Consider the following 23,924-nt stretch of genomic DNA (forward strand, 5'->3'; position numbering starts at 1 on the left):
CGAGCTGGTGAACGGCCTTAGAGCCCGTCCACATTCAAAAGACATTTCTTGCATCGTCCAGCTCCTCCGACAGGGTATGTCTCGGGCCAGTTCCGTTGGCCGTCCACAATTGCTGCACCGCAACATAGATTGCCATTCCCGGCGCCCATAGGCAACCACCTAGATCGTAAACTCATGAATCTCGTTGAAATGGTGCGAGCCGACCTAAGGGTAACGGAGTGGCTACTGCCATCGCACGTTGACGGGCCTAGCTATCGCTGGCCGTGCTGGTTCCGGCCATGAGGAAGCGCAGCGGCGGCACATGCTGACGCTTCGCGGCGAGGCCAGCGCGGCGAAACAGCGCATCCAGCTTGTCGGAGGCAACGCCGCGGACGACGGCTGTGAGGTTGGACGAGCCGGCCAAGGCGTAGGCCGCGGCCGGTGCCAACCCGCGCTCAGCCTTCACGTCTAAAAACTTCCGCAGCCGGTATTTGTCGCGGATGTGCCGCTCGTGCCTTCTCAGCGCAGCCTTCGATGCCTCCGGCAAACTGTCGATCGCAAGCAGTGCCAGGTCGGCATCGGCCAGATGCTTCAGGTCCTGGGTCTTGTGCAGTCCGCTCAGCGAATCGGCGCGCACGATCGCGCCGTAGCCACAGGATTTGATGACCTTGAAGCGCGCGCCATGGGCAACCGCGCGCGCATAGAGTTCATAGTCTTCACCCAGGCGCAGCTTCTCGTCGTAGCGCAGCCCATGCCGATCGAGGAAGGCGCGGCTGATCACTGGCTTGAGGAAGCCCAGTTCCCCTCGTTGCACGCGGCGCCTGGAGATATTGCCATCGACGAAGCCCTCGAAATCGAGGAATTCCGGCTCGGGCGAGAACGGTGGAGCAACGATTTTCGAAACGTCGGTTGCCGCGTCATCCCTGACAAGCATGATGTTGTCTGCGGCGAAATCCCAATCGGTGCTGGCGAACAGTCTGTGAAACCTGCCTTCGAAAAAGAAATCATCAGCGTCCAGAATGCTGATGAACGGCGACCTGGAACCGGCTATCGCGGCGTTGCGTGCAAAGGAGGGGCCGCGATTGACGTCGAAGCGGATGACGGACAGGCGGCCCGTGCCGTCGCCGGCTGCGTGGGCGACTTTCGCCGTATCGTCGGTGGACGCGTCATCGACGACGACAACTTCCGCAACCTCAGGTTCGCGTAATGCCGATGCAATGGCAGCCGGGATTGTCCGCGCCGCATTGCGGGCGGCGATGATCACGCAGACCTGGAATGATGTCATGGACATGCCTCTCGATTGCAGAAGTCGTTGCGGATTTCCTCGCCCGACAGCTCAATGACCCACCGCCCAACCTGAAATGCATCGGCCCAAACGCCTATGCTGCAAGTGCGAAGCAAGCATCGCCAAAATCATCGGCGCCGTCCAGTTTTTCATTTTGCTGGGTGTCATGGCCCGGCTGGGCAGGCGGCGAGCCTCAATCGGGATGGCTCCAGAAATGCGCCGCTTGGCAGAGCCGTTCCTACACGCTCCATCAGAGCGCTCGACTGGCGGAAAACCAGTTGCTGGTCCTGGCCGACCGGACTGCGGCGGGGCGGAGCGAGCGCGTCGAGGCCCGCAGTGTCAAGGAAACGAAAGAACAGGAATGCCGACTGCCGGTGTTGTCGAGGCGAGCAATTCGTCAGAGGACCGGCGAGCTTAACCATAGGTCACATGGACATCGCAGACCCGGCCAGGCCCGAAATCAGTGAAGGCCTCTCCTTGCGCTGAATTTCTCGCCTTCGGCCGCCTCGTTCGAACTCAGCTTTCGTTCAGCGTCGCGAATTTTGTCGGCCGGGGTCGGGGCATTTCTGGCGACCATGGCAAAGACCAGTAGAAAATAACCCATTTGGATGACTATGGCACAGCCGATGACGCGAAACAGCGTCGTACCGAGCGAGGCGCCGCCCAAATAGGACCAGACGATCACGATCGCCAGCGCAAAACACATTCCGATAATGAACTTTGGCAGTGACATACCCGATAGCCCATCCACCGGCTCGGGAAAAAATGTCGACAAGCCCACCCCGAGCACCTCCCTTAAACTCTGCGAGCTTATTTAGGTTGCCCGCTTCTGGCCGGTTGCTTCCGGCCTAGCCCAATCTGTCCATTAGTCCGACAGAAACAATTTGCAACTCTATTGAGCCGCGCAATAGCCGGCAAGGGCAGCTGCGGAATAAATTTTAAACGAATCCTCGGGATCGACTCTGCCATGGTGCAATGCACACGTCGGCATCACCACTGATTGCCGGATATCGACTCGCTCCAGTAAGATTTATGATATCGACTAGTATTTTATCACAACATCAGTCGTTATTTCGAAATTCTAAATGACGACAAAGCTCCACAACAGGGTATAATGAGCGATTCGCCTACAATCAGCCTCAAAATTGGACTAGCTTTTCCAAAATTGCCCACAATCCGTCTCTTTTGCGACATAAAGGCGAAATTTTGTGCAGGACGAGTTTATTATTTAGTCAGTTCATGACGCGACTATTACAGCCGTCTGGGAAATTGTGTGTTGCGCTGCAGCATTTTTTTGGTATCGTGCGGTAAACCATCCGTTCAACGTATGGAGTTTACGCATGAGGGACGTAGCCAAGCCGGCCGATGCGGATTTTTCGCAGGCCGGTGTCGATTTTCCGCCACCGATCGGCGGCCTGCTCAAACGCAGCTTCGATATTGCCGGTTCGCTGATCGGCCTGGTCGCTCTCAGCCCGCTGTTCGTGATGATAGCGCTGCTTGTCAAGTTTTCCGATGGCGGGCCGATTTTCTATGGTCATAGCCGGATCGGCCGCGGAGGACGGATTTTTCCGTGCCTCAAGTTCCGCACCATGGTTCCAGACGGCGAGCGGGTGCTTGCTGCCTATCTCGCCGCGAATCCGGAGGCCAGCGCCGAATGGATCGCGACCCGCAAGCTGAAGAACGACCCGCGGATCACCCGCGTCGGAGCGGTGCTGAGGAAGCTCAGCCTCGATGAGTTGCCGCAGATCATCAACATCCTGCAGGGGGATATGAGCCTGGTCGGGCCTCGTCCCGTGGTGCGCGACGAGCTGGAGATTTATGGCAATTCGGCCGTCTATTACCTGAAATCGCGCCCCGGCCTGACCGGGCTATGGCAGGTCAGCGGACGCAACGACGTTTCCTACGACAGCCGCGTCGCGTTCGACAGGCACTATGTCGAGAACTGGTCGATGTTCGAAGACATTCGCATCATCATCAAGACCGTACCTGCGGTCTGGATGTCGCGAGGCTGCTACTGACGGCCGCTTGCTGGCCGTACATCGAGGAGCAGCTGTCCAGAATTCGGGCCCGAAACTCAGGCCCCTAACTCAGGCATCGGCAGTTCATCGGGCGGGGCAAACCAGATCGGAAACGCTCAGTTGAAAGCAGATATAATCGATATTTTTTGCACCGGCATTCTCTCCAGACGCATGCGGCGAGTACGACTTTTGACGACTTGCCTTACAGTGGCGACCGGCCTGACGCTGTCGCTAGCCCTGCCACAGTTTGCCTTCGCCGACGACTATCGGCTTGGAGCACAGGACAAGCTGACCATCCGCGTGGCGGAATGGCAGACCGTCGAAGGCACGTTCCGCGACTGGTCGGCCATCAATGGAGAATACACGGTCGGGCCCGCTGGAACCTTGTCGGTTCCCTTCGTCGGCGAGATGCCCGCATCCGGCAAGACGACTTCGGAGATCGCCGCATCGCTCGGCGAGGCGCTGCAGCGCAAGCTCGCTCTGGCCGACAGGCCGGAGGCTTCCGTCGAAATGGCGCAGTACCGGCCATTCTACATCTCCGGCGAGGTGCAAGCGCCTGGCCAGTATCCTTGTGTGCCTGGGTTGACCGTGCTGAAAGCGATGAGCATTGCCGGCGGAGCCCGGCGGACCCCGGAGAGCGGACAGCGCTACGATCGCGACCTGATCAATGCCAAGGGCAATTTCGACGTACTACAAGACCAATTGGTCAGGCTGACCGTCAAGCGCGCCCGCATCGAAGCGGAACTGGCGGACAAGCCGACATTCGCGGTGCCGAAAGAGGTGGCCGACGATCCGAAGCTGCCCAGCATCGTTGCCGATGAGACGGCGATCCTGGCAGCCGACCAGAAGAAACTCAAGCTGCGCTTGCAGGCGCTCGACGATTTGAAGGCGCTGCTGCAGAGCGAGATCGATTCGCTGCAGAAAAAGATCGTCAACCAGCAGAAGCAGGTTGATCTGGCGAAGGAGCAGCTCAACGGCATCGGCTCGCTGGCGCAAAAGGGCCTGGTCGTCAACACGCGGGTTTTGAACTCGCAGCAAACCATCGCCGACCTTGAGGGCCAGATCCTGGATTACGAAACGGCGATTCTCACGGCCAAGCAGTCGATCAGCAAGGCCACCCAGGACGCCATCGATCTCGAGAACACTCAGAACTCCAGCCTCGCGACCGACCGGCAACAGACGGAAGCCGATCTCAACGAGGTGACGCTGAAGCTGAACATGGAAAAGGCCCTGATGTCCGAAGCCTTGTCGGGCAGCCCTATGCCGCAATTCTATGGCAACAACGAACCAGCGGCCTTGTCTTTTTCCCTGGTGCGGGTGGTCGACGGCAAGACCAGCGAAATCACCGCCGATGAAGACACGCCGGTGCTGCCAGGGGACGTGATCAAGGTCAAACCGGCGCCCCTGGCCATCCAGTAGCTTCTTTCCACCGGAGCGAAGCACCAACCCCGTGGGCAGCGGTCTGCGGGGTTTTTGCTGTTTGGGATCCGCCCGCTCTAACCTCGCACGGCGTCCGGTTCCTCCAGATGATTCACGGCGTTCCACCGGGAAGCAGCGACGGCCGGCACCCTCACCAGCTTGAAGTAGCTATAGTACAGCAGGAACGATCCCATGATGTAGGGATTGAGGGTCTCGACCTCGACGAAGGATCGGATGAACAGAAGCACCATGACGCCGGCAAGAATCACGGAGTCGGCTTGCCATGTCCTGAATATCAGCGCCGAGACGTGACCCCAGAGCGTGCGCAGGATAATCAGCGAAAGCAGTGTCGCGCCGACGAAGCCGAGTTCCACCAAGGTCTCGATGTAGGTGTTGTGGAAGTGGAAGCCGCTTCGCGCGGCGATGTAGAATTCGTTCCACAGCCGCTCGGCCTCGGAGAAGCCCTGCACCCAATAGGCGGCGTAGCCGACGCCGAGCATGGGCGATTGCTGCGCGGCATTCCAGCCCTGCTGCCAGAGGTAGGTTCGTCCGGTGAGCGTCGAATCCTTGCCGAAAAGGCCAAGGACAAAGTCCATCAGCCCGAGATTCAGCGCAATCACGGTGCAGGCGACCAGCCCGCCCGCACCGATCATGAAAATCACCCGGCGATGGCGGAGCGAAAGCACCTTGCCGATGGAAAGCAGGGCGACCAGAGCGAGAACCGCCGGGGTCGATGCCATCGAAGTGGCCGAATGCGACACGACCAGTAGATAGCCTGATAGAAGGACAATCGGTACGATCAACAAAAAGCTTGTCCGGCCCCGCCTGAGAAAGGCGAGGTAGACAACGCAGAAATAAATGCCAAGCGATGCGACAAAGCCGATCTGGTTCTTGGAGCTGAACGCGCCGACGAAATTGTACGTCCCATCGAGAACGTCGTAGGAATAACTCGCGACCTTGAGCGAGTAGAGCAGGACGATGAAAATCCCGATCAGGGCGCCTATGGTCAAGGTCCGGACGCTGACGGTGCGTGCGGCAATGTAGGCGCAGGCGATATGGGAACAATATTGGACGGCCGTCCTTGCCGTGGTGCCGGGAGCTGCCGACCAGAACACCGAGAAGCAGACATAGGTTGCAAAGGCCAGCGGAAGCCAGGCGCTGGAAGCGTGCCCTAATATCTTGCGGTAGTCGACCAGGATGAGCGGCAGCCAGACTGCATAGTAGGCCAGGATCATGGCCTGGCCGAAAATGGTCGAGTAGGAGAACGCCCAGATCGAGACGGCAACGGCAAAGCTGCCATAGACCGTGTTCTTGTCCGGATCGATCAACAGAGATTTTGGAATCTTCATCTCGGTATCGGTTTTCCGTCCTTGCAGCTCAATGCCGATTCATGGCCCTATTTCATGGGCCGATTCATCGGATCGATGGGAGCCTCGCCTGCAGGTGCTCGCATTGTGCAGTGCAATATAACGCATCCGGCGCCGCCTGTCACCCGAATGCCAACTGGGCGCGTCGTTCCTGCAGTTCTCGCAATACCGGACGGGACGATTTGGCCAGGAGGCAGTGCCGTCCAATTGCCCGGTGCTGGCCCATCACAAGCTGTTCTGAGGCTGCGAGTCCGTGCTTGAACTTGTCCGCCGTTGACTTCACATTCGCCGCCGATTGGGAGGAAGACGACATGCCGATGAGTTTCGCGGGACGATTTGCCGGACGATCCGCTGTTATCACCGGCGGCGCCTCAGGCATCGGCTTGGCCGTCGCGCAAAGGATCACTGACGAAGGCGGACGTGTTTCGGTCTGGGATCGCGATGCCGCTCAGATCGAACAGGCCAAGGCCATTGTTACAGGCCTGCACAGCGTCACCCTCGACGTCGCCGACCCCATAGCGATCGAAGCCGCCGCAGGAGAGACTATCGAAGCGCTGGGCGCGGTCGACATCCTTGTCACCAGTGCTGCCATCACCGGGCCTAACATGACGACCTGGGAGTATTCCGTAGAGGATTGGCGCCGGGTCATCGACATCAATATCAACGGCGTCTTCTTCTGCAACAAGGCGCTGGTCCCGCATATGCTCGAACGCAATTACGGCAGGATCGTCAACATCGCCTCGATTGCCGGCAAGGAAGGTAACCCGAACGCCTCGGCCTACAGCACCTCCAAGGCGGCGGTGATCGGGATGACCAAATCGCTCGGCAAGGAACTGGCCAAGACCAAGGTGACGGTGAACTGCGTCACGCCGGCGGCTGTGCGCACCGCGATCTTCCAGCAGATGAGCCAGCAGCACATCGACTTCATGCTGTCCAAAATACCGATGGCGCGCTTCGGCGAGGTCGGGGAGGTGGCGGCGCTGATTTGCTGGATCGCCTCCGAGGAATGCTCGTTCACGACGGCTGCCGTCTTCGACGTCTCCGGCGGCCGGGCGACCTACTGAGGCCGGCCCGACGCAAACCGCCCGACGGCATCGCGGCGCCTCAGTCGTGAAGCTCCCGCGAGATCGGCGGGCCGATCGAAAAATCGCTGAATGTCACTTCGAAACCCTCGCGCTGCGGCGAACAGCACATCATGCCGACATCGACCGTTTTCGACGGCGGGAAATAGGCAAGCCGCACCGGTTTCCAGTGCTTGTCGGACGCGTCCAGATACTGGACGCGGATCGTCTCGGCATGGCGGGTCAGGCGGATCCTGACCCCGTCGGGGTCGGCTGGAATGCTGGCCAGCGACCAGTCGGAGGCATCGTTGGTGACGACGACGGAAAAATACGTCAGCCCGTCGGTGTATTCGATGCCGGCCTTTATCCAGTGCGTCTCGCTCAGGCGGACCATAAGCCCGGCCTGATCGTAAAGCACCTCATAGTGCCCCTTGACCGTGACTTCGGCGCTGAAATCGCCCTCGACCTCACGATAGAGGAAATGGCCATTGTCGCGCCAGAAGCCGTAGAATGTCTCGCGCCAGAAGTCGGTCTCCTTGCCGGTCCGTACATGCACCGTATTGTTGCCGAAGGCGTGGTGCGGCGGCGGATTGAGCCAGGTCAGGGCCGTATTCTCAGATGTCATCGATTTGCTCGCCTGCCTGGCTGGTCTGCCGCCTTTTCTTAGCCGGCAAACGTGTAAGCGGTCTTCACCGTGGTGTAGAACTCTGCGGCATAGCGGCCCTGCTCGCGCGGGCCGTAGCTCGATCCCTTGCGTCCGCCGAAAGGCACGTGGAAGTCGACGCCGGCCGTCGGCAGGTTGACCATGACCATGCCGGCTTCCGAATTGCGCTTGAAGTGCGTGGCATGCTTGAGGCTCGAGGTGCAGATACCGGACGTCAGCCCGAACGGCGTGTCGTTGGCCACCGCCAGCGCCTCGTCATAATCCTTGACGCGGATGACGTTGGCGACCGGTCCGAAAATCTCCTCGCGCGAGATGCGCATGGCGTTGGTGGTTTCGGTGAACAGCGCCGGCTGCAAATAGAAGCCGCGGGTTTCACGATCGAGCCGCTCGCCACCGAAGGCAAGGTCCGCACCTTCCTGACGGCCGATGGCGATATAGTCTTCGTCCTGTTTGAGCTGGCTCTGGTCGACAACCGGCCCGATCTGGGTCTTGGCGTCGAGAGCGTCGCCGACGACTAGCTTGGCCATGCGGTCCTTGAGCGCCTCGACGAAGCGGTCGTGGATGCCGTCCGTCACCACCAGCCGGGACGACGCCGTGCAGCGCTGGCCGGTCGAGAAGTAGGCACCGTTGATAGCGCAGTCGACGGCGACGGCAAGGTCGGCATCGTCGAGCACTACAAGCGGGTTCTTGCCGCCCATTTCGAGCTGGAACTTGCGCATGTGCTCGACACTGGCGGCGGCGACGCGTTTGCCGGTGCCGACCGATCCGGTGAAGGTGATCGCGTTGAGGTCAGGACTGTCGAGCATGGCCTGGCCGACCACCGAACCTTTGCCCATGACCAGATTGAGCACACCCTTGGGCAGCCCGGCGCGGTGCAGGATGTCGACAATAGTCCAGGCGCTCTCCGGAACGAGTTCCGCCGGCTTGAAGACGACGGTGTTGCCGTAGGCCAGCGCCGGAGCGATTTTCCAAGCCGGAATGGCGATCGGGAAATTCCACGGCGTGATGATGCCGACGACGCCGACTGCTTCGCGGGTGATCTCGACGCCGACGCCGGGCCGCACGCTCGGCACCAGCTCGCCCGACAGGCGCAACGCCTCGCCGGCGAAAAAATCGAATATCTGGGCGGCCCGCACGGTCTCGCCGATGCCCTCGACCAGCGTCTTGCCTTCCTCGCGCGCCAACGCCCGGCCGATTTCATCTTTCCGCGCGGTGATCTCGTCCGACGTTTTCCTCAACACCGCATGGCGGGCCAGCAGGCCCGATCGAGACCATGCCGGAAAAGCCGCTTTCGCCGCCGCGATGGCCTGCCGAGCGTGCTCCGCGCCTCCCGATGCATATTCGCCGACCACGTCGTCGAGATTGGACGGGTTGATGTTGCGGGAGCCGGCATCGCCTACCCACTCGCCATCGATGAGGTTCTTTCGAAACGGGATCATGTCGCTGTCTTCCTTGTCGTCCTTCGATCGCCGTCTATCTGGACCACCGACCGCCGCACCGCAAGGCCGAAGAAGGCAAACTTCTCCTTCTCGACAGGCATGTGATAGGTGTCGGGGGCGGGAAAAGACGATTCTAGTGTGGTGCGACGCGGATCGCACGGGAGGTGAAGTATCATGTCCGACAGCGCCTTGCCCCTGGTGATCAGCGCACCCGAACCGCGCACGCTCGACCTGATCTTCACGCCGGCTGCGCTGGCGAACTTTCGATCGAAATACCGCATCGTCGAAACATCGCCCGAAGCGGTGGCGGTGCTGCCGGCCGATATCCTTGGCGAGGCGCGCTACATCGTCGGCCAGCCACCTATCGCGCCGGAGACGCTGGAAAAAATGAAGGCGCTGCGCTGCATCTTCAATGTCGAGAGCAACCTCATCAACAACATGCCCTACGAGACGCTGTTTTCGCGCGGCATCCATGTCGTCACCACCGGGCTGGTGTTTGCCGAACCGGTGGCCGAACTCGGCCTTGCCATGGCGCTCAACCTCGCCCGTGACATCGTCGACGCCGACCTCGCCTTTCGACAGAGCAAGGAGCGTTGGGGCGGCGACAGCAACCGGACGGCGCGGCTTCTTTCCGGCGCGGACGTCGGCATCATCGGCTTCGGCGATCTTGGCCGTGCGCTCAACCGGCTGCTGTCGGGCTTTCGCACGCGGACAAAAGTCTTCGACCCGTGGCTGCCGCCGTCGATCCTGATCGAAAACGGCGTCGAGCCGGCCTCTCTCGACGACGTTCTGTCGAACAGCGATTTCGTCTTCGTCGTCGCTTCGGTGACTAGCGAAAACCAGGGCTTCCTCGGCGCCGAGGCGTTTGCCAGGATGCGCAAGGGAGCCGCTTTCATCCTGCTCAGCCGAGCCGGCGTGGTCGATTTCCCGGCACTGATGGACGCCGTCCGCAGCGGCCATATCGTCGCCGCCAGCGATGTTTTTCCTGAGGAGCCGCTTGCCCAGGATCACCCGGTCCGCACATTGCCGGGGTTCCTGCGCTCCGCCCACCGGGCCGGTGCGCTCGACATCGCTTTCAAGCGGATGGGCGACATGGTGCTGGAAGACATGGACCTGGTCGACCGCGGCCTGCCGCCGATGCGTTCGAAGCGGGCCGAGCGTGAGACCGTTTCGCGCATGCGTTCGAAGCCGGTCGACAAGAATTAGGCCGTCTGCCCGACGGGTCGCACATGCTCAGACGGTGAAGGACCAAAACAGGCAAGCCAGTGTCGCTGCGGCGAAGACGACGAAGAACAGGCTTCGCAACAGGATGTTGCGGCGCAGCTCGTTGATGAAGAGATGGCATCCGACGACTGCCGCGACAAACAGGAACCGCCAGTTCAGCAGCGCCGGGAGCATATCGCGCTGACCGAAAGCAAATCTCGCGGCGAGACATCCAACGATGATCGCAAACAGCACGATGACCGTCCAGAAGATCGCGTCGGCGGCATGTGTCAGGACGATGCCGGCGAGCCTGATCGGCAGAACCATCATCAGGAGTGCGCTGAAAAAATAGACCGCCGCGAGCGGAATGAACGTCCCCGCATCGGCAACGTCGCTCAGGCGCTTGGCGCCGATCGCGCCATAGGGATAGCCATGCCTGGCCACCGTCAGGCTGAGCGCCATCAGCAAGGCCGTCAGCACGGCGGCAAGCGCGAATGAGGTCAGGGCTTTGCTCATGAGGCTCCCGTTCCGAGCGAATCGAAGTCAGAACGTTGGTAGCCCATGGTTTGTAAATTGCTAGTAAGCATCATGCAGCGGCGCGGCAGAGTTCCTCGGCGCATCACTCCGCAGCTTGCAGACGCCGCCCGTCGATAATGGTCTTGATCTCGGCGCGGCAAGAGCCGCAATTGGTGCCGGCGTGAAGGGCGGCGCCGATTGCCGCGACGCTGGTACAGCCGCCGCGTACCGCTTCCGCGATCTGGTTGGCACCGACCCCGAAACAGGCGCAGACGATGGCACCGCGGTCGACGCTGTTGCCGCCCGGCCGCCCGGCGACAATCGCCAGCCGCGCCTGCCGATCGGCATGGTCAGCACCAAGTTGTTCGACCGCCCAGCCGCGCGACACCGCCACCGGCGTAGGCGCAAGATAGAGCGCGCCGACCAGCCGATTGCCTGCGAAACGGGCGAAGCGATGGTGCCCGCCGGCGATGTCGTGATAGGCGAGCGTCTCGCCTTCCATGCCTAACAGCGCGGCGGCCAACCCGGTCCAGTCGCGGCTGTCCTGCAGCGCAATTTCAAGCCGCCAGCCGGCGGGGCTGCGGGCGAGGCTCCAGTAATCGGCGTCGATCGATGCGGGCCGTTCGGCGAGCACGGCGAAGCCGAAGGCTGTGGCGGCGAACCGCTCGATGCGGGCAGCAACATTCTTCGAGGCCGGTTGGCCTGAAATCGCATCGGTCGTCGGCGCGACCAACGCATCGACGCGCGCGCGGGCGGAGAACTGATCGGTCCAGTGCATCGGTACGAATACAGAGCCTTGGCGTTGACGCACCGTCACCAGGGCGCGGACCAGCACCTCGCCACGGGCAGTCGAGACGCGGACGATCTCGGCATCGCCGATGCCGAAGTGCTGCGCATCCGACGGGTGGATTTCGACGAACGGTTCGGCCATGTGCTGCGACAAGCGCGGGCTCTTGCCGGTCCGCGTCATGGTGTGCCAATGGTCGCGCACGCGCCCGGTGTTGAGCACCAACGGGTAGTCCAGGCTGGTGCGGGTTTGTGCGGCTGGGCGGATGGCAATGAAGCGCGCCTTCCGGTCGGGCGTGTAGAAGCTGCCGTTGGCGAAGAAGCGGGTGCTTTTGTCCTCCGGCTGGCGCCACGCACCCCCCTCTGGCCTGCCGGCCATCTCCCCCGCAAGGGGGGAGATTGGCAGCTTTGGCGCCGGCTCTCCCCTTGCGGCATTGGAGATTAGCGAAGGCCGTGATGATAGCCGATCTCCCCCCTTGCGGGGGAGATGGCCGGCAGGCCAGAGGGGGGTGCCTTGGCTCGGCGCTGGCCACTGGAATGGCGCCAACTCCTCATAGGTCTCTGCATCCACATCGGCATAAGCGCCGATGTCGAAATCGCGAGCACTATCATTCTCGAATGCCGACAACGCCGCGTGCTCGGCGAAGATGTCGGCCGGCGACACATGCGAAAACGCCTCGCCAAAACCCATCCGCTTGGCGACTTCGGCGATGATCCACCAGTCGGCTCTTGCCTCGCCGGGCGTGGCCAAAAACGCGCGCTGGCGCGAGATGCGGCGTTCCGAATTGGTGACGGTGCCGTCCTTCTCGCCCCATGCCGCCGCCGGCACCCGGACATGGGCGTGGCGGACCGTGTCGGTCTCGCCCAGCACGTCCGACACCACGACAAACGGGCAGGCCTTGATCGCCGCTTCGACGGCATCGGCATCCGGCATCGAATCGACTGGGTTGGTCGCCATGATCCACAGCGCCTTGATGCGTCCGTCGGCCACCGCCTCGAACATCTCGACCGCTTTCAGGCCGGGTTTTTCGGCGACGGCCGGCGCGTTCCAGAAGCGCTGCACGCGGTTGCGGTGCTCGGGATTTTCGATCTCCATGTGGGCGGCCAGCATGTTGGCCATGCCGCCGACCTCACGGCCGCCCATGGCGTTGGGCTGGCCGGTCACCGAGAATGGCCCGGCGCCGGGCTTGCCGATGCGGCCGGTGGCTAGATGACAGTTGATGATAGCGTTGACCTTGTCGGTGCCCGAAGACGACTGGTTCACGCCCTGGCTGTAGACGGTCACCGTCTTCGCCGTCGCGGCAAACAGACTGTAGAAGCGGGCCAGTTCGTCCTCGCCAAGGCCGGTGGCCGCGGCGATGCCGGCCAGGTCGAGCGCCGAGGCGGCGAAAAGCGCTTGCCCGAAGCCGGTCGTGTGTGCCGTGATATAGGTGCGGTCCAACGCGTTGTGCTGGCCGAGATAGGCGAGCAGGCCGGTGAACAAAGCGACGTCGCCATCGGGCGCGATCGCCAGATGCATGTCGGCGATGTCTGACGTCATGGTGCGGCGTGGGTCGACCAGCACCACCTTCATCTCGGGCCGCTTTTCCCGGGCCGCGGCGATGCGCTGGTAGAGCACCGGATGGCACCAGGCGAGATTGGAGCCGACCAGCACGATCAGGTCGGCAAGTTCCAGATCCTCGTAATTTCCCGGAACGGTGTCCGAGCCAAAGGCGCGGCGGTGGCCGGCGACGGACGATGCCATGCACAGGCGCGAATTGGTGTCGATATTGGCCGAGCCGATGAAACCTTTCATCAGCTTGTTAGCGACGTAATAGTCCTCGGTCAGCAACTGGCCGGAGACGTAGAGGGCGACCGCGTTGGGGCCGTGCTCGGCAATGGTTTGCGAGAAGGTCGAGGCGACGAGGTCGAGCGCTTCGTCCCAGTCGGTGCGGCGACCGTGGATTTCCGGATGAAGTAGCCTGCCTTCGAGATCGGTGGTCTCGGCCAGCGCCGAGCCTTTGGAGCAGAGCCGGCCGAAATTCGCCGGGTGGTCCGGGTCGCCACGAACGGTAATTTCACCGTCCGCGGCGACCTTCGCCAGCACGCCGCAGCCCACCCCGCAATATGGGCAGGTGGTCCTCACCTCGCGCGCTTCATCAATCTGCATGGTTCACGCCGCGCGGCTGGCCAGCGCTTCCAGCGCAATGAACAGCCGCTCGCCGTCGATCCGCACCGCGATGGTGCGCACCGCGCCCTCGTCGGCGCCAAGCGCCTTGCCTGTCTCCAGCGAGATCACCCAATTGTGCAAGGGACAGGTCACCGCCGTGCCATGGACGATGCCCTGGCTGAGCGGCCCACTTTTGTGCGGGCAATGGTCATCGATGGCAAAGACCTGATCGTCGGCCGTACGAAAGACGGCGATCTTGCCTTCGGGCGTTGCCACGCAGCGCGCACCGCGACGCGGAATGTCAGACAGGGAGCCGATCGATACCCAATTCATATGGCCATTCCTCTTTGCGCGTTGTTCTTGTCCGAAAACCGCATTCCACTTTTCGGGAACACGCGCCTACTCCGCCGCCTGCGCAAAGCCGACCGAAGCCATCGGCCGGAATTCATGCTTGTCCTTGCCGGAAACGCGTTCCGACCACGGGTCGACCTGCGCGAATTTCTGCGAAAAGACGAAGCGGTCGAAATAGGCCCTGCGCTTCTCGCCATCGTCCATGATCTGACGCTTGATCTCGGCGATGCCGATGCGCTTGGCCCATTTGTAGATGCGCTCGAGATAGCGGCCCTGCTCGCGATACATCTGCGTCAGCGCCACGATATGCTCCAGCGCCTCGTCCTCGGTCTTGACCAGGCCAAGCACTTCGGTGCCCTTGATGTCGAGGCCGGCGGCGCCGGCGAAATGGATCTCATAGCCGCTGTCGACGCAGATCACGCCGACATCCTTGCAGGTCGCCTCGGCACAGTTTCGGGGACAGCCCGACACCGCCATCTTGACCTTGGCCGGCGTCCAAGAGCCCCACATGAATTTTTCGATACGGATGCCCAAGCCGGTCGAATCCTGCGTGCCGAAGCGGCACCAGTCCGAGCCGACGCAGGTCTTCACCGTGCGCAGTCCCTTGGCATAGGCCTGGCCGGAGACGAACCCGGCCTGACCGAGATCGGCCCACACTGCCGGCAGGTCTTCCTTGCGGATGCCGAGCATGTCAATGCGCTGGCCGCCGGTGACCTTGACCATCGGAATGTCGAACTTGTCGACGACATCGGCGATGGCGCGCAATTCGGCGGCGTTGGTGACGCCGCCCCACATGCGCGGCACTACCGAATAGGTCCCGTCCTTCTGGATGTTGGCGTGGACGCGCTCGTTGATGAAGCGCGACTGGTAATCGTCGGCGTATTCGTCGGGCCAGTCGCAGACGAGGTAATAGTTGAGCGCCGGCCGGCATTTGGCGCAGCCGCAGGAGGTTTTCCACTCCAGCTCCTGCATAACGGCGGGAATGGTCTTCAGGCCCTTGGCCTTGATCAGCCGGCGGACCTCATCATGGCCGAGCGTGGTGCAGCTGCACATCGGCTGGACCGCCGCGGGGTTGTATTTGTCGCCGATGGTCAGCACCATCAGCTTTTCGACCAACCCGGTGCAGGAGCCGCAGGACGCGGACGCCTTGGTGTGGGCGCGCACGTCGTCGAGCGAGGTCAGGCCCTTGGCCGTGATCGCGCCGGTGATCTTTCCCTTGCATACGCCGTTGCAACCGCAGATTTCCGCATCATCCGGCAAGGCTGCAACGGCCGCCATAGGGTCCAGGGGGGCGCCTCCCTGGTAGGACTGGCCGAAGATGAGCGTGTCACGCATCTCGGATATGTCGGTCTGCTTCTTCTTGAGGTCGTTGAACCAGGCGCCGTCCGCTGTCTCGCCATAGAGCACGGTGCCGATGATGCGGTCGTCCTTGAGCACCAGGCGCTTGTAGACGCCGGCTGCGGCATCGCGCAGCACGATCTCCTGGCGATCCTCGCCCTCGGCGAAGTCGCCGAGCGAGAACAGGTCGATGCCGGTGACCTTGAGCTTGGTCGGCGTGTCCATATGGACGAAAGCTGCCGCCTCGTTACCAGCCAGCTGGCTGGCAGCGACGCGCGCCATCTCGTAGAGCGGCGCGACCAGCCCGTAGACCTGGCCGTTGACCTCGGCGCATTCGCCGATTGCATAGATGTCGGGATCGTTGCTGCGCATGCCTGCGTCGACGACAATGCCGCGATTGACGGCAATGCCGGCTTCCTTGGCCAGCGCCGCATTCGGCCTGATGCCCACCGCCATGACGACAAGCGTCGCCGGGATGATGGTGCCGTCGGCAAGCTCCACCCGCTCGACCTTGCCGTTGCCGGTAATCGCCTGGGTGTTGGCTTTGGTGATGACCTTGATGCCGCGCTGCTCGACTGCGCGCTGCAGGAGATAGCCGGCGGCCGGATCGAGCTGACGCTCCATCAGCGTCGGCATGACATGCAGCACGGTGACGTCCATACCTTGCGCGTTCAAGCCCGCGGCTGCCTCGAGCCCGAGCAGGCCACCGCCGATGACCACGGCCTTGGCCCGTGACTGGGCGGCAAGCATCATCGCCTGGACGTCGTCCAGATCGCGATAAGTGAGCACGCCCGGCAGGTCATGGCCGGGCACCGGAATGATAAACGGCACCGAGCCGGTGGCGATGACGAGCTTGTCGTAGGGCTCGGTCACGCCATGATCGGAGGTGACGGTCTTTGCCTGCCGGTCGATGGCGACGATCTTGTGGCCCTTGTAGAGGGTGATGCCGTGCTTGATGTACCAGCCGTCGCCATGGATGATGATCTCCTCATAGGCCTTTTCGCCCGACAGAACCGGCGACAGCATGATGCGGTCGTAGTTCACGCGCGGCTCGGCGTTGAAGATGGTGACCTGGTAGCGCCCAGGCGCCTTTTCCATGAGGTGCTCCAGCATGCGCCCGGGGGCCATGCCGTTGCCGATGATAACGAGTTTCTCGGTCATGTCCTGATCCACTCCGGTCTCACTCAGCCGCGTAGGAAAGGCCTGAAGCTTCGTGAGACGCCGTGCGCTCCATCCGCCGGATGGAAAAATGCATCCAGGCAAAGCAGGTGGCGACGATGACGAAGAGCAGCATGAAGCAGCTCGACCAGACGCCGGTGAGGTCGTTGAGCGCGCCGAAGACGATTGGCAGGATAAAGCCGCCGAGCCCGCCAATCATGCCGACAACGCCGCCGACCGCGCCGACACTCTGCGGATAGTAAGCCGGGATGTGCTTGTAGACGGCAGCCTTGCCAAGGCTCATGAAGAAGCCGAGCACACAGGCAACGGCTATGAAGGCGAGCGGGCCGACCTCGAAATGGAAGGCGATCGGCCCGCTGACACCGCGCACGACGTAGTCTGCCGAGGGGAGAGACAGAACGAGAGTCGCGGCGGCACTGACAGCGAAGGTCCAGTAGAGCACGGTGCGGGCGCCGATCCGGTCGGAAAGCACGCCGCCATAGGCGCGGAAAATACTTGCCGGAATTGAATAGGCCGCGCCGATCATGCCGGCGGTCGCAAGCCCGAAGCCATAGACGCCGATCAGGTAACGGGGCAGCCACAGTGAGAGCGCCACGAATGCACCAAAGGCGAAGAAATAATAGAAGGCGAAGCGCCAGACCTGCAGGTTCTTGAGCGGCGCGAATTCCTGCCAGAAGCTTCTCGCGGGTGCAGCCTTGCCGTCGCGGCGCTCGCGAATGACCGGATCGTCGCCGGTCGTGAACCAGAAGACGGCGGCCATGACGACAAGTGCTGCCGCCCAGATCAGCGCGACCGACTGCCAGCCCCAGGAGAGAAGCACGAACGGTGCCAGGAACTTGGTGACCGCGGCACCGACATTGCCGACACCGAAAATGCCAAGCGCCGTACCCTGCTTGCCGGCCGGGAAGAAGCGCGAGACATAGGCGACACCGACGGCGAAGGAACCGCCGGCGAGCCCAACGCCCAGCGCAGCGGCCAGCATCTGCCCGTAGGTGTGCGCAAAAGCGAGCAGAAAGGTCGCGACCGCCGCCGCAAGCATAGTCGCGGTGTATACCAGCCGTCCGCCAAAACGGTCGGTCCAGACACCGAGCACCATACGCACGAGCGAGCCGGTGAGGATCGGCGTGCCGACGAGCAGGCCGAACTCCGTCTCGTTCAGGCCCAGCTCCTGCTTGATGCGCACGCCGATGATTGAAAAGATCGTCCACACCGCGAAGCAGACGGTGAAGGCGATGGTGGACATGACAAGCGCCTGCCGGGGAGCACTGTCCTGGCTGGGCGCTGCTGGGAGATTTGCGGTCATTTTCTGGCTCCGGTTTGCGGCGTGGGAGGCACCGCCCTTGTCTGTTCGTTCGCGACTGTCAGCGGCGCGGCATCGCGGTCAGCGCGCTGACGGCCAGAAAATCGCGGCGCGTGACGTCCGCGAGGGACGCGCCAGTTCCGATCCGTTTCATCATCGTCGTCTCCGGTTGGGCGCCGCTTGGGACCAGCGCCGTCGATTGCGTCAAAACAAAAAAGCCGCCGGCCAGGTCTTCGCGTCCGGGGTTTCCGGGAGCGTGTGGACCTGAGCGGCAGCTTTGCCTGTGGCGCCCGCCATTGGACGCCGTGTCACTTGGCCCTTGCGGGCCCTACATTTTGGAAAGCAGGAAGCGTGCCAATTCGACAGCGCTCTTAATTAGCGAATGAAATCAATATGAACCGCAGCCGCGCGACTTTTGACCAAACTCGGCAGCGGATCAAAGATTAGTCAAAATGCCTTGCACAGCAGCATAATATTTGTGCAATGCGGTAGATTGCCTATTGCCGATGCAGATTTCCAATGATGATGACGCGTTTTCCCGTTAGGGCCTCACTCCGCGGCTTCGACGAAGCGGCGGCGTTCGTGGAGGAATCTCAGCACCGCCTCGCGGCAGCGCAGGAAGGTGCGGTCGGAGGAAAGCTCGATGCGCCGACGCGGCCGGGCCAGCGGCACGGGAAGAACCTCGCCGATGGTGGCCGCCGGCCCGTTGGTCATCATGACGATGCGGTCGGACAACAGCACCGCCTCGTCGACATCGTGAGTGATCATGATCGTCGTCGAGCCGAGTCTGGAATGGATATCCATCACCGCGTCCTGCAGATGCGCACGGGTCAGCGCGTCGAGCGCCCCGAACGGCTCGTCGAGCAAAAGAATCTTCGGCTCCATGGCGAGCGCGCGCGCAATGCCGACGCGCTGCTTCATGCCGCCCGAAATCTCCGCTGGGCGCTTGTCTTTCGCATGCGCCATCTGCACGAGATCGAGATTGCGCATGATCCAGTCATGCCGTTGGGCCCGGCTCTTTTTGCCGCCGAAGACCTTGGATACCGCGAGGTTGATGTTTTCGTAGACGGTGAGCCATGGCAGCAGGCTGTGGTTCTGGAACACCACGGCGCGTTCGGGACCGGGGCTGTCGACCTCCTTGTCCTCCAACAGAACCGCGCCGGCCGAGACCTTGGTCAGCCCGGCGATTAGATTGAGCAAGGTCGACTTGCCGCAGCCGGAATGGCCGATGATCGAGACGAATTCGCCCTTGTCGATGGTCAGTCTTATGTCCTTCAGGACGTCGCTGACCTGGCCGCCGCGCATGAAGGATTTATCGATATGGTCGAGTTTCAGATAGGCCGTCATCGTCCCTCTCCTCACTTTGCCGTTGTGCCGCGGGTGACGAAGACGCCGACCGACGCGACCAGGCGGTCGAGGCAAAAGCCGGTGACGCCGATATAGGCGAGTGCGACGATGATGTCGGGCAGCCGCGACGAATTCCAGGCATCCCAGATGAAGAAGCCGATACCGACGCCGCCGGTCAGCATTTCGGCGGCGACGATGGCAAGCCAGGACAGACCGATGCCGATGCGCAAGCCGGTGAAGATGTAAGGTGCCGCGGCCGGCACCATGATTTTCACGAAGAATTCGAGCTGGTTGAGCCTGAGGATGCGGGAGACGTTGCGATAGTCCTCCGGAATGTTGCGGACGCCGACGGCGGTGTTGATGATCACCGGCCAGATCGAGGTGATGAAGATGACGAAGATCGCCGACGGGCTGGAATCGCGGAACGCCGCCAGCGAAAGCGGCAGCCAGGCGAGCGGCGGTACCGTGCGCAGGATCTGGAACACCGGATCAAGGCCGCGCATCGCCCAGATCGACTGGCCGACCAGAGCGCCGAGCGCGACGCCGACGACCGCCGCAAGGCCAAAGCCGATGGCGACGCGCTGCAGCGAGATCAGCACCCGCCAGGCGAGCCCAATGTCCTGCGGGCCATTGTTGAAGAACGGATGGGCGATAAGGTCATAGGCCTCGTTCCAGACCTGGCTTGGCGGCGGTAGGCTGGCCGTCGGCGACGAACAGGCGACCTGCCAGACGACGAGCATGATGGCGACGACGATGACCGGCGGCACCAGCGTGCTGGCCAGCTTGCCTGCGATTGCGGCCGGATCGAAGCGACGCCGCGTCCTGGCGGTGAAGGCGATGATTTCGGCAGGCTTGGCAGGCGCGGGGAACGGCTTCACCTTGCGGTCCTTGATGGCTTGGATAGACATTTCTCGAACGTTTCTTTGGCATTTGGCGACAAGCGGCGCCGTTGCGCTTGTGGCGACAAACGGCGCGAGCGCCGTTTGCACCGTTCAGGCCGATGCCTTGATCTTCAGGCTGTCGAGATAGGCGGACGGGTTCTCCGGATCGAACACCTTGCCGTCGAAGAAGGTCTCGACGCCGCGCGATGAAGACGCCGGGATATCGGCCGCGGCGACACCAAGATCCTTGGCCGCTTCGCGCCACAGATCCTCGCGATTGACCTGGGCGACCAGCGCCTTGATGTCGGTGGTCGGCGCAAACTTGCCCCAGCGGATGTTTTCGGCGAGGAACCAGCTGTCGTGGCTCTTGAAGGGATAGGACACGCCGACCTGCCAGAACTTCATGTAGAGATCTGTGCCGTTGGCGACGCGGCCATTGCCGTAATTGATGTCGCCCTTGAGGCGCCCGATGATGTCGGCGGTCGGCACGTTCATCCATTGCCGCTTGCCGATGATGGCGGCCATCTCGTCCTTGTTTTCCTTGGCTTCGCACCATTGCTGGGCTTCCATGACGGCCATCAGGATCGCCTTGGTGGCGTTCGGATACTTGTCGATGAAGGCGGCGCGCAGGCCGAGCGCCTTTTCCGGATGGCCCTTCCATAGCTCGCCAGTGGTGGCGGCGGTGAAGCCGACGCCCTGGTGAACGAGCTGCTCGTTCCACGGCTCGCCGACACAGAACACGTCCATGTTGCCGACCTTCATGTTGGCGACCATCTGCGGCGGCGGCACGACGATGGTCGAGACGTCCTTGTCGGGATCGATGCCGCCGGCGGCCAGCCAGTAGCGCAGCCAGAGGTCGTGCGTGCCGCCCGGGAAGGTCATGGCGGCCTTGACCTCCTTGCCTGCGGCCTGCTTGGCGGCGAAGGCATCCTTCAGCCTGGAGGCGTCGAGGGCGACGCCGGTGGCGGCATATTCCAGGGCAACGGAAATGCCCTGGCAGTCGTAGTTGAGGCGCGCCACGATCGCCATCGGCAGCGGCTGCTTGTTTTGCGTCACCTTGCCGGTGTGCATCAGATAAGGCATCGGCGTCAGGATATGGGCCCCGTCAATGCCGTTGGCTTCGCCGCCGAGCACCAGATTATCGCGCGTCGCCCCCCAGGAAGCCTGCTTGAGCACCTCGACATCGGGCATGCCGAATTTCTCGAACAGGCCTTTCTCCTTGGCGATCATCAACGGTGCTGCATCAGTCAATGCGATGAAGCCGAGCTTGGCGCCCGTGACTTCCGGTACGGCGGTAGCTGCATAGGCGCCGGAGGGCAGCAGCGCACGCGCCGCGGCCAGCGTTGCCGCGGTGGCCGCGCTGATCCTCAGGAAATCGCGGCGGCTGATCGCCGTTTGGGCGGAATGGCTATTGGTGCTTTTCGTCATCGTCATCTCCGGTTGGGCGCGGCTTGGGATCGGCGCCGTCGATTGCGTGTTCGACCAAAACAAAAAAGCCGCCGGCCAGGCCTCGCGCGTCCGTCCATCCGGGATCGCGTGTTGACCTGAGCGGCAGCTTTGCCTGTAGCGCCCGCCATTGGACGCCTATTCCGTGACCCCGAGAAGAGTCTGCCTATTGCAACGCAGGAACCGTGCCAGTTTCGGAATGGATGATAAACATCAATGAGATCAACGGCATGCCAAAATCGTCGGCGCCCCGGCCCGCCGGGCGAGCAAGCCAAAGATTGTTCATTAGCGCAGTTGCACGCACATTTTTTGTGCAATGCACAAGAATGGCGCCGAAATGATCAGACTTCGGCGCGCGCCAATTTCTGGCCGGCAATGTAGGCGTCGATCTCGTCGGGATCGAAGATCTGACCGTCGAAGAAACCATCGGGACCGAGCACCAGGCTTGCCCCCGCCGAACCGACCGGAGTCGCGGCCTTCAGCGCGCCCTCGACCTTGGCATTGGCACCGGGAAGCGCCACGCCAAGCGGCTTCAACGCCGAGCGGTAGAGATCGGGGCGGTAGCAGTCGCGGGCAATAGCGAGGTTTTCCGGCGTGTGCGCGACATGCCCCCAGCGCACCATCTGCGTGTAGAACCACAGCGCATGGCTCTTCCACGGGAAGTTCGCCGCCTTGTTGAAGGGCAGAAAGAAGTCGCCGACGCTCAGTTCGGCACCGCCGCCGAGCGCCAGATGCCCGCTGAGGATCGGCATCTGCAGCGCCGGCGCCAGGCCGAGAAAGGCCGGCTGCGCCATCAGGGCCGCGAGTTCGCCACGGTTTGCCGGGTCCTGGCACCAGCGCGCCGCATGATGCAGCGCGCGCAGCAGAGCCGAAAGCGCGTCCGGCTCTCTTTCGGCCCATGCCTTGCGCACGCCGACGACTTTCTCCGGGCTGGTCTTCCAGATGGCCGCCTTGACCGTGGCGATATGGCCGGTGCCGGCGACGACCGCGGCGCTGTTCCAGGGTTCGCCGACGCAGTAGCCGTCGATCCTGCCGGCGGCGAGCGCGTCGGCCATGAATGGCGGCGGCACGATGACGATTTCGATTTCACGCGACGGGTCGATGCCGCAGGCGGCGAGCCAGTAGCGCAGTTCGTAATTGTGCCCGGAGTGCGGATGGACGACGGCGAAGCGCAGCGGATCGCCGCCGCCATTCGCCCGATCACGGATCAGCGCTCGCAACGCCTTACCGGCCCGCGCCGGATCGAGATCGGGCCGGGCGCCGTGCGCGGCCATGCCGGCCCAGACCGCGTTCGAAACCGTCACGCAATTGCCGCCGAGGCCGAGCGAGAACGGCACGACGGTGTCGGAGGCGAGCGGCGTCAGCCCCAGATTGCAGGCGATCGGCATCGGCCCCAGCATATGCGCCAGGTCGAAATGGCCGATGGCGATGCGGTCGCGGATGTTGGCCCAGGACGTTTCCCGGTTGAGCGTCAGGTCGATGCCTTCACGTAGGGCGAAGCCGATTTCCTTCGCCGCGACAAGGATGGCGCTGTCGAAGAGCGGCATGAAGCCAACATTGATCCGGTGCTCGGCCGCCATTCTCAACTCTCCTCGGGATCCAGAAGCCCTGCCGCCGTCACCAGGCTCTGCGCGATTTCGGCGATCTTGCGGTTCTGGTTCATGGCTGTCTTGCGCAGCAGCGTGTAGGCCGCGTCCTCCGACAGGCCGCGCGACTTCATCAGGATGCCCTTGGCGCGATCGATCACCTTGCGGCTCTCCAACTCGCTGCGGGCCTCTTCCAGTTCGCGCGCCATGCGCGAGAAGGCGTTGAAGCGGCTGATCGCCATGTCGAGGATCGGCTTGACCCGCTCCTGGCGCAGGCCGTCGACGACATAGGCCGACACCCCGGCTTCCACCGCTGCCTCGATCGACGCCTGGTCCGAGCGGTCGACGAACATGGCGATCGGCCGCTTCACCACGCGCGAAAGCTGGAACATGTTTTCGAGCATGTCGCGGTTGGGATTTTCGAGATCGATGACGATGACGTCGGGTTCGATCTCGGCGATCCGCCGCGCTATGCCGGCGACGTCGTGGATGACCGTGACCTGCTGATGCCCGGCCTCCCGCAATCCCGCTTCGATTATGGAAGCGCGGATGTGGTTTTCATCGATCACCAGGACAGTGAGGGATTTGCGGATCATGCCGCATTTTGCGC

19 protein-coding genes are annotated in these 23,924 nt (G+C 62.5%); 4 read left to right on the forward strand and 15 right to left on the reverse strand.

Features of this window, described 5'->3' with window-relative positions:
• Positions 1 to 247: 247 nt before the first annotated feature.
• Both NKI63_RS19385 and NKI63_RS19390 read right to left on the reverse strand, forming a co-directional pair.
• Positions 248 to 1,270, reverse strand: coding sequence for a glycosyltransferase family 2 protein (locus tag NKI63_RS19385; RefSeq protein ID WP_352702495.1), 1,023 nt, complete (start codon positions 1,268 to 1,270; stop codon positions 248 to 250).
• Positions 1,271 to 1,724: 454 nt separating this feature from the next.
• Positions 1,725 to 2,045 (reverse strand): exopolysaccharide production repressor protein, encoded by a 321-nt coding sequence (locus tag NKI63_RS19390; protein ID WP_352506982.1) that lies wholly within the window; start codon positions 2,043 to 2,045, stop codon positions 1,725 to 1,727.
• 559 nt (positions 2,046 to 2,604) lie between these two features.
• Between NKI63_RS19390 and NKI63_RS19395 the strand changes: the two genes are divergently transcribed.
• Positions 2,605 to 3,282 (forward strand): sugar transferase, encoded by a 678-nt coding sequence (locus NKI63_RS19395; protein WP_352479827.1) that lies wholly within the window; start codon positions 2,605 to 2,607, stop codon positions 3,280 to 3,282.
• A 171-nt stretch (positions 3,283 to 3,453) separates the two neighbouring features.
• Complete coding sequence (locus NKI63_RS19400) at positions 3,454 to 4,701, forward strand: polysaccharide biosynthesis/export family protein (protein ID WP_254816387.1); 1,248 nt, start codon at positions 3,454 to 3,456, stop codon at positions 4,699 to 4,701.
• Between the two features lie 77 nt (positions 4,702 to 4,778).
• Here NKI63_RS19400 and NKI63_RS19405 read toward each other — a convergent pair whose 3' ends face one another.
• Positions 4,779 to 6,050, reverse strand: a complete 1,272-nt coding sequence (locus tag NKI63_RS19405) for an O-antigen ligase family protein (protein ID WP_352822912.1) — start codon at positions 6,048 to 6,050, stop codon at positions 4,779 to 4,781.
• Positions 6,051 to 6,379: 329 nt separating this feature from the next.
• Here NKI63_RS19405 and NKI63_RS19410 point away from each other — a divergent pair, with 329 nt between their 5' ends.
• On the forward strand, positions 6,380 to 7,132 hold the full coding sequence (locus tag NKI63_RS19410) for an SDR family NAD(P)-dependent oxidoreductase (protein WP_352506984.1): 753 nt from the start codon (positions 6,380 to 6,382) through the stop codon (positions 7,130 to 7,132).
• Between the two features lie 40 nt (positions 7,133 to 7,172).
• Here NKI63_RS19410 and NKI63_RS19415 read toward each other — a convergent pair whose 3' ends face one another.
• Positions 7,173 to 7,754, reverse strand: a complete 582-nt coding sequence (locus NKI63_RS19415; RefSeq protein WP_352506985.1) for a DUF1349 domain-containing protein — start codon at positions 7,752 to 7,754, stop codon at positions 7,173 to 7,175.
• Positions 7,755 to 7,792: 38 nt separating this feature from the next.
• Entirely contained in the window at positions 7,793 to 9,229 is a 1,437-nt protein-coding gene (locus NKI63_RS19420) for an aldehyde dehydrogenase family protein (RefSeq protein WP_352507006.1), read from the reverse strand.
• 177 nt (positions 9,230 to 9,406) lie between these two features.
• Here NKI63_RS19420 and NKI63_RS19425 point away from each other — a divergent pair, with 177 nt between their 5' ends.
• The gene (locus NKI63_RS19425; RefSeq protein ID WP_352506986.1) at positions 9,407 to 10,438 is read left to right on the forward strand and encodes a hydroxyacid dehydrogenase; all 1,032 of its coding nucleotides are present in this window, start codon (positions 9,407 to 9,409) and stop codon (positions 10,436 to 10,438) included.
• 27 nt (positions 10,439 to 10,465) lie between these two features.
• On the opposite strand, the gene NKI63_RS19430 is transcribed toward NKI63_RS19425, so the two are convergent.
• From NKI63_RS19430 to NKI63_RS19475, 10 genes are all read right to left on the reverse strand, one after another.
• Entirely contained in the window at positions 10,466 to 10,951 is a 486-nt protein-coding gene (locus NKI63_RS19430) for a hypothetical protein (RefSeq protein WP_352506987.1), read from the reverse strand.
• A gap of 103 nt (positions 10,952 to 11,054) precedes the next feature.
• On the reverse strand, positions 11,055 to 13,886 hold the full coding sequence (locus NKI63_RS19435; RefSeq protein ID WP_352822916.1) for a nitrate reductase: 2,832 nt from the start codon (positions 13,884 to 13,886) through the stop codon (positions 11,055 to 11,057).
• Positions 13,887 to 13,889: 3 nt separating this feature from the next.
• Complete coding sequence (nirD, locus tag NKI63_RS19440; protein WP_352687031.1) at positions 13,890 to 14,219, reverse strand: nitrite reductase small subunit NirD; 330 nt, start codon at positions 14,217 to 14,219, stop codon at positions 13,890 to 13,892.
• 66 nt (positions 14,220 to 14,285) lie between these two features.
• The gene (nirB, locus tag NKI63_RS19445; protein ID WP_352822919.1) at positions 14,286 to 16,736 is read right to left on the reverse strand and encodes a nitrite reductase large subunit NirB; all 2,451 of its coding nucleotides are present in this window, start codon (positions 16,734 to 16,736) and stop codon (positions 14,286 to 14,288) included.
• A 19-nt stretch (positions 16,737 to 16,755) separates the two neighbouring features.
• On the reverse strand, positions 16,756 to 18,057 hold the full coding sequence (locus NKI63_RS19450) for an MFS transporter (protein ID WP_352822922.1): 1,302 nt from the start codon (positions 18,055 to 18,057) through the stop codon (positions 16,756 to 16,758).
• Positions 18,058 to 18,603: 546 nt separating this feature from the next.
• Positions 18,604 to 19,401: an ABC transporter ATP-binding protein gene (locus NKI63_RS19455; RefSeq protein ID WP_352822924.1), complete on the reverse strand. Its 798-nt coding sequence runs from the start codon at positions 19,399 to 19,401 to the stop codon at positions 18,604 to 18,606.
• Positions 19,402 to 19,412: 11 nt separating this feature from the next.
• Positions 19,413 to 20,309, reverse strand: coding sequence for a nitrate ABC transporter permease (gene ntrB, locus NKI63_RS19460; RefSeq protein ID WP_352649802.1), 897 nt, complete (start codon positions 20,307 to 20,309; stop codon positions 19,413 to 19,415).
• A gap of 84 nt (positions 20,310 to 20,393) precedes the next feature.
• Entirely contained in the window at positions 20,394 to 21,710 is a 1,317-nt protein-coding gene (locus tag NKI63_RS19465; RefSeq protein WP_352822926.1) for a CmpA/NrtA family ABC transporter substrate-binding protein, read from the reverse strand.
• Positions 21,711 to 22,069: 359 nt separating this feature from the next.
• Positions 22,070 to 23,308, reverse strand: a complete 1,239-nt coding sequence (locus NKI63_RS19470; protein WP_352822929.1) for a CmpA/NrtA family ABC transporter substrate-binding protein — start codon at positions 23,306 to 23,308, stop codon at positions 22,070 to 22,072.
• A 2-nt stretch (positions 23,309 to 23,310) separates the two neighbouring features.
• The gene (locus NKI63_RS19475) at positions 23,311 to 23,910 is read right to left on the reverse strand and encodes an ANTAR domain-containing response regulator (RefSeq protein WP_023676288.1); all 600 of its coding nucleotides are present in this window, start codon (positions 23,908 to 23,910) and stop codon (positions 23,311 to 23,313) included.
• Positions 23,911 to 23,924: the final 14 nt, after the last annotated feature.

The sequence above is a fragment of the Mesorhizobium sp. M0410 genome, from assembly GCF_040321435.1.
Classification (GTDB): Bacteria; Pseudomonadota; Alphaproteobacteria; order Rhizobiales; family Rhizobiaceae; genus Mesorhizobium.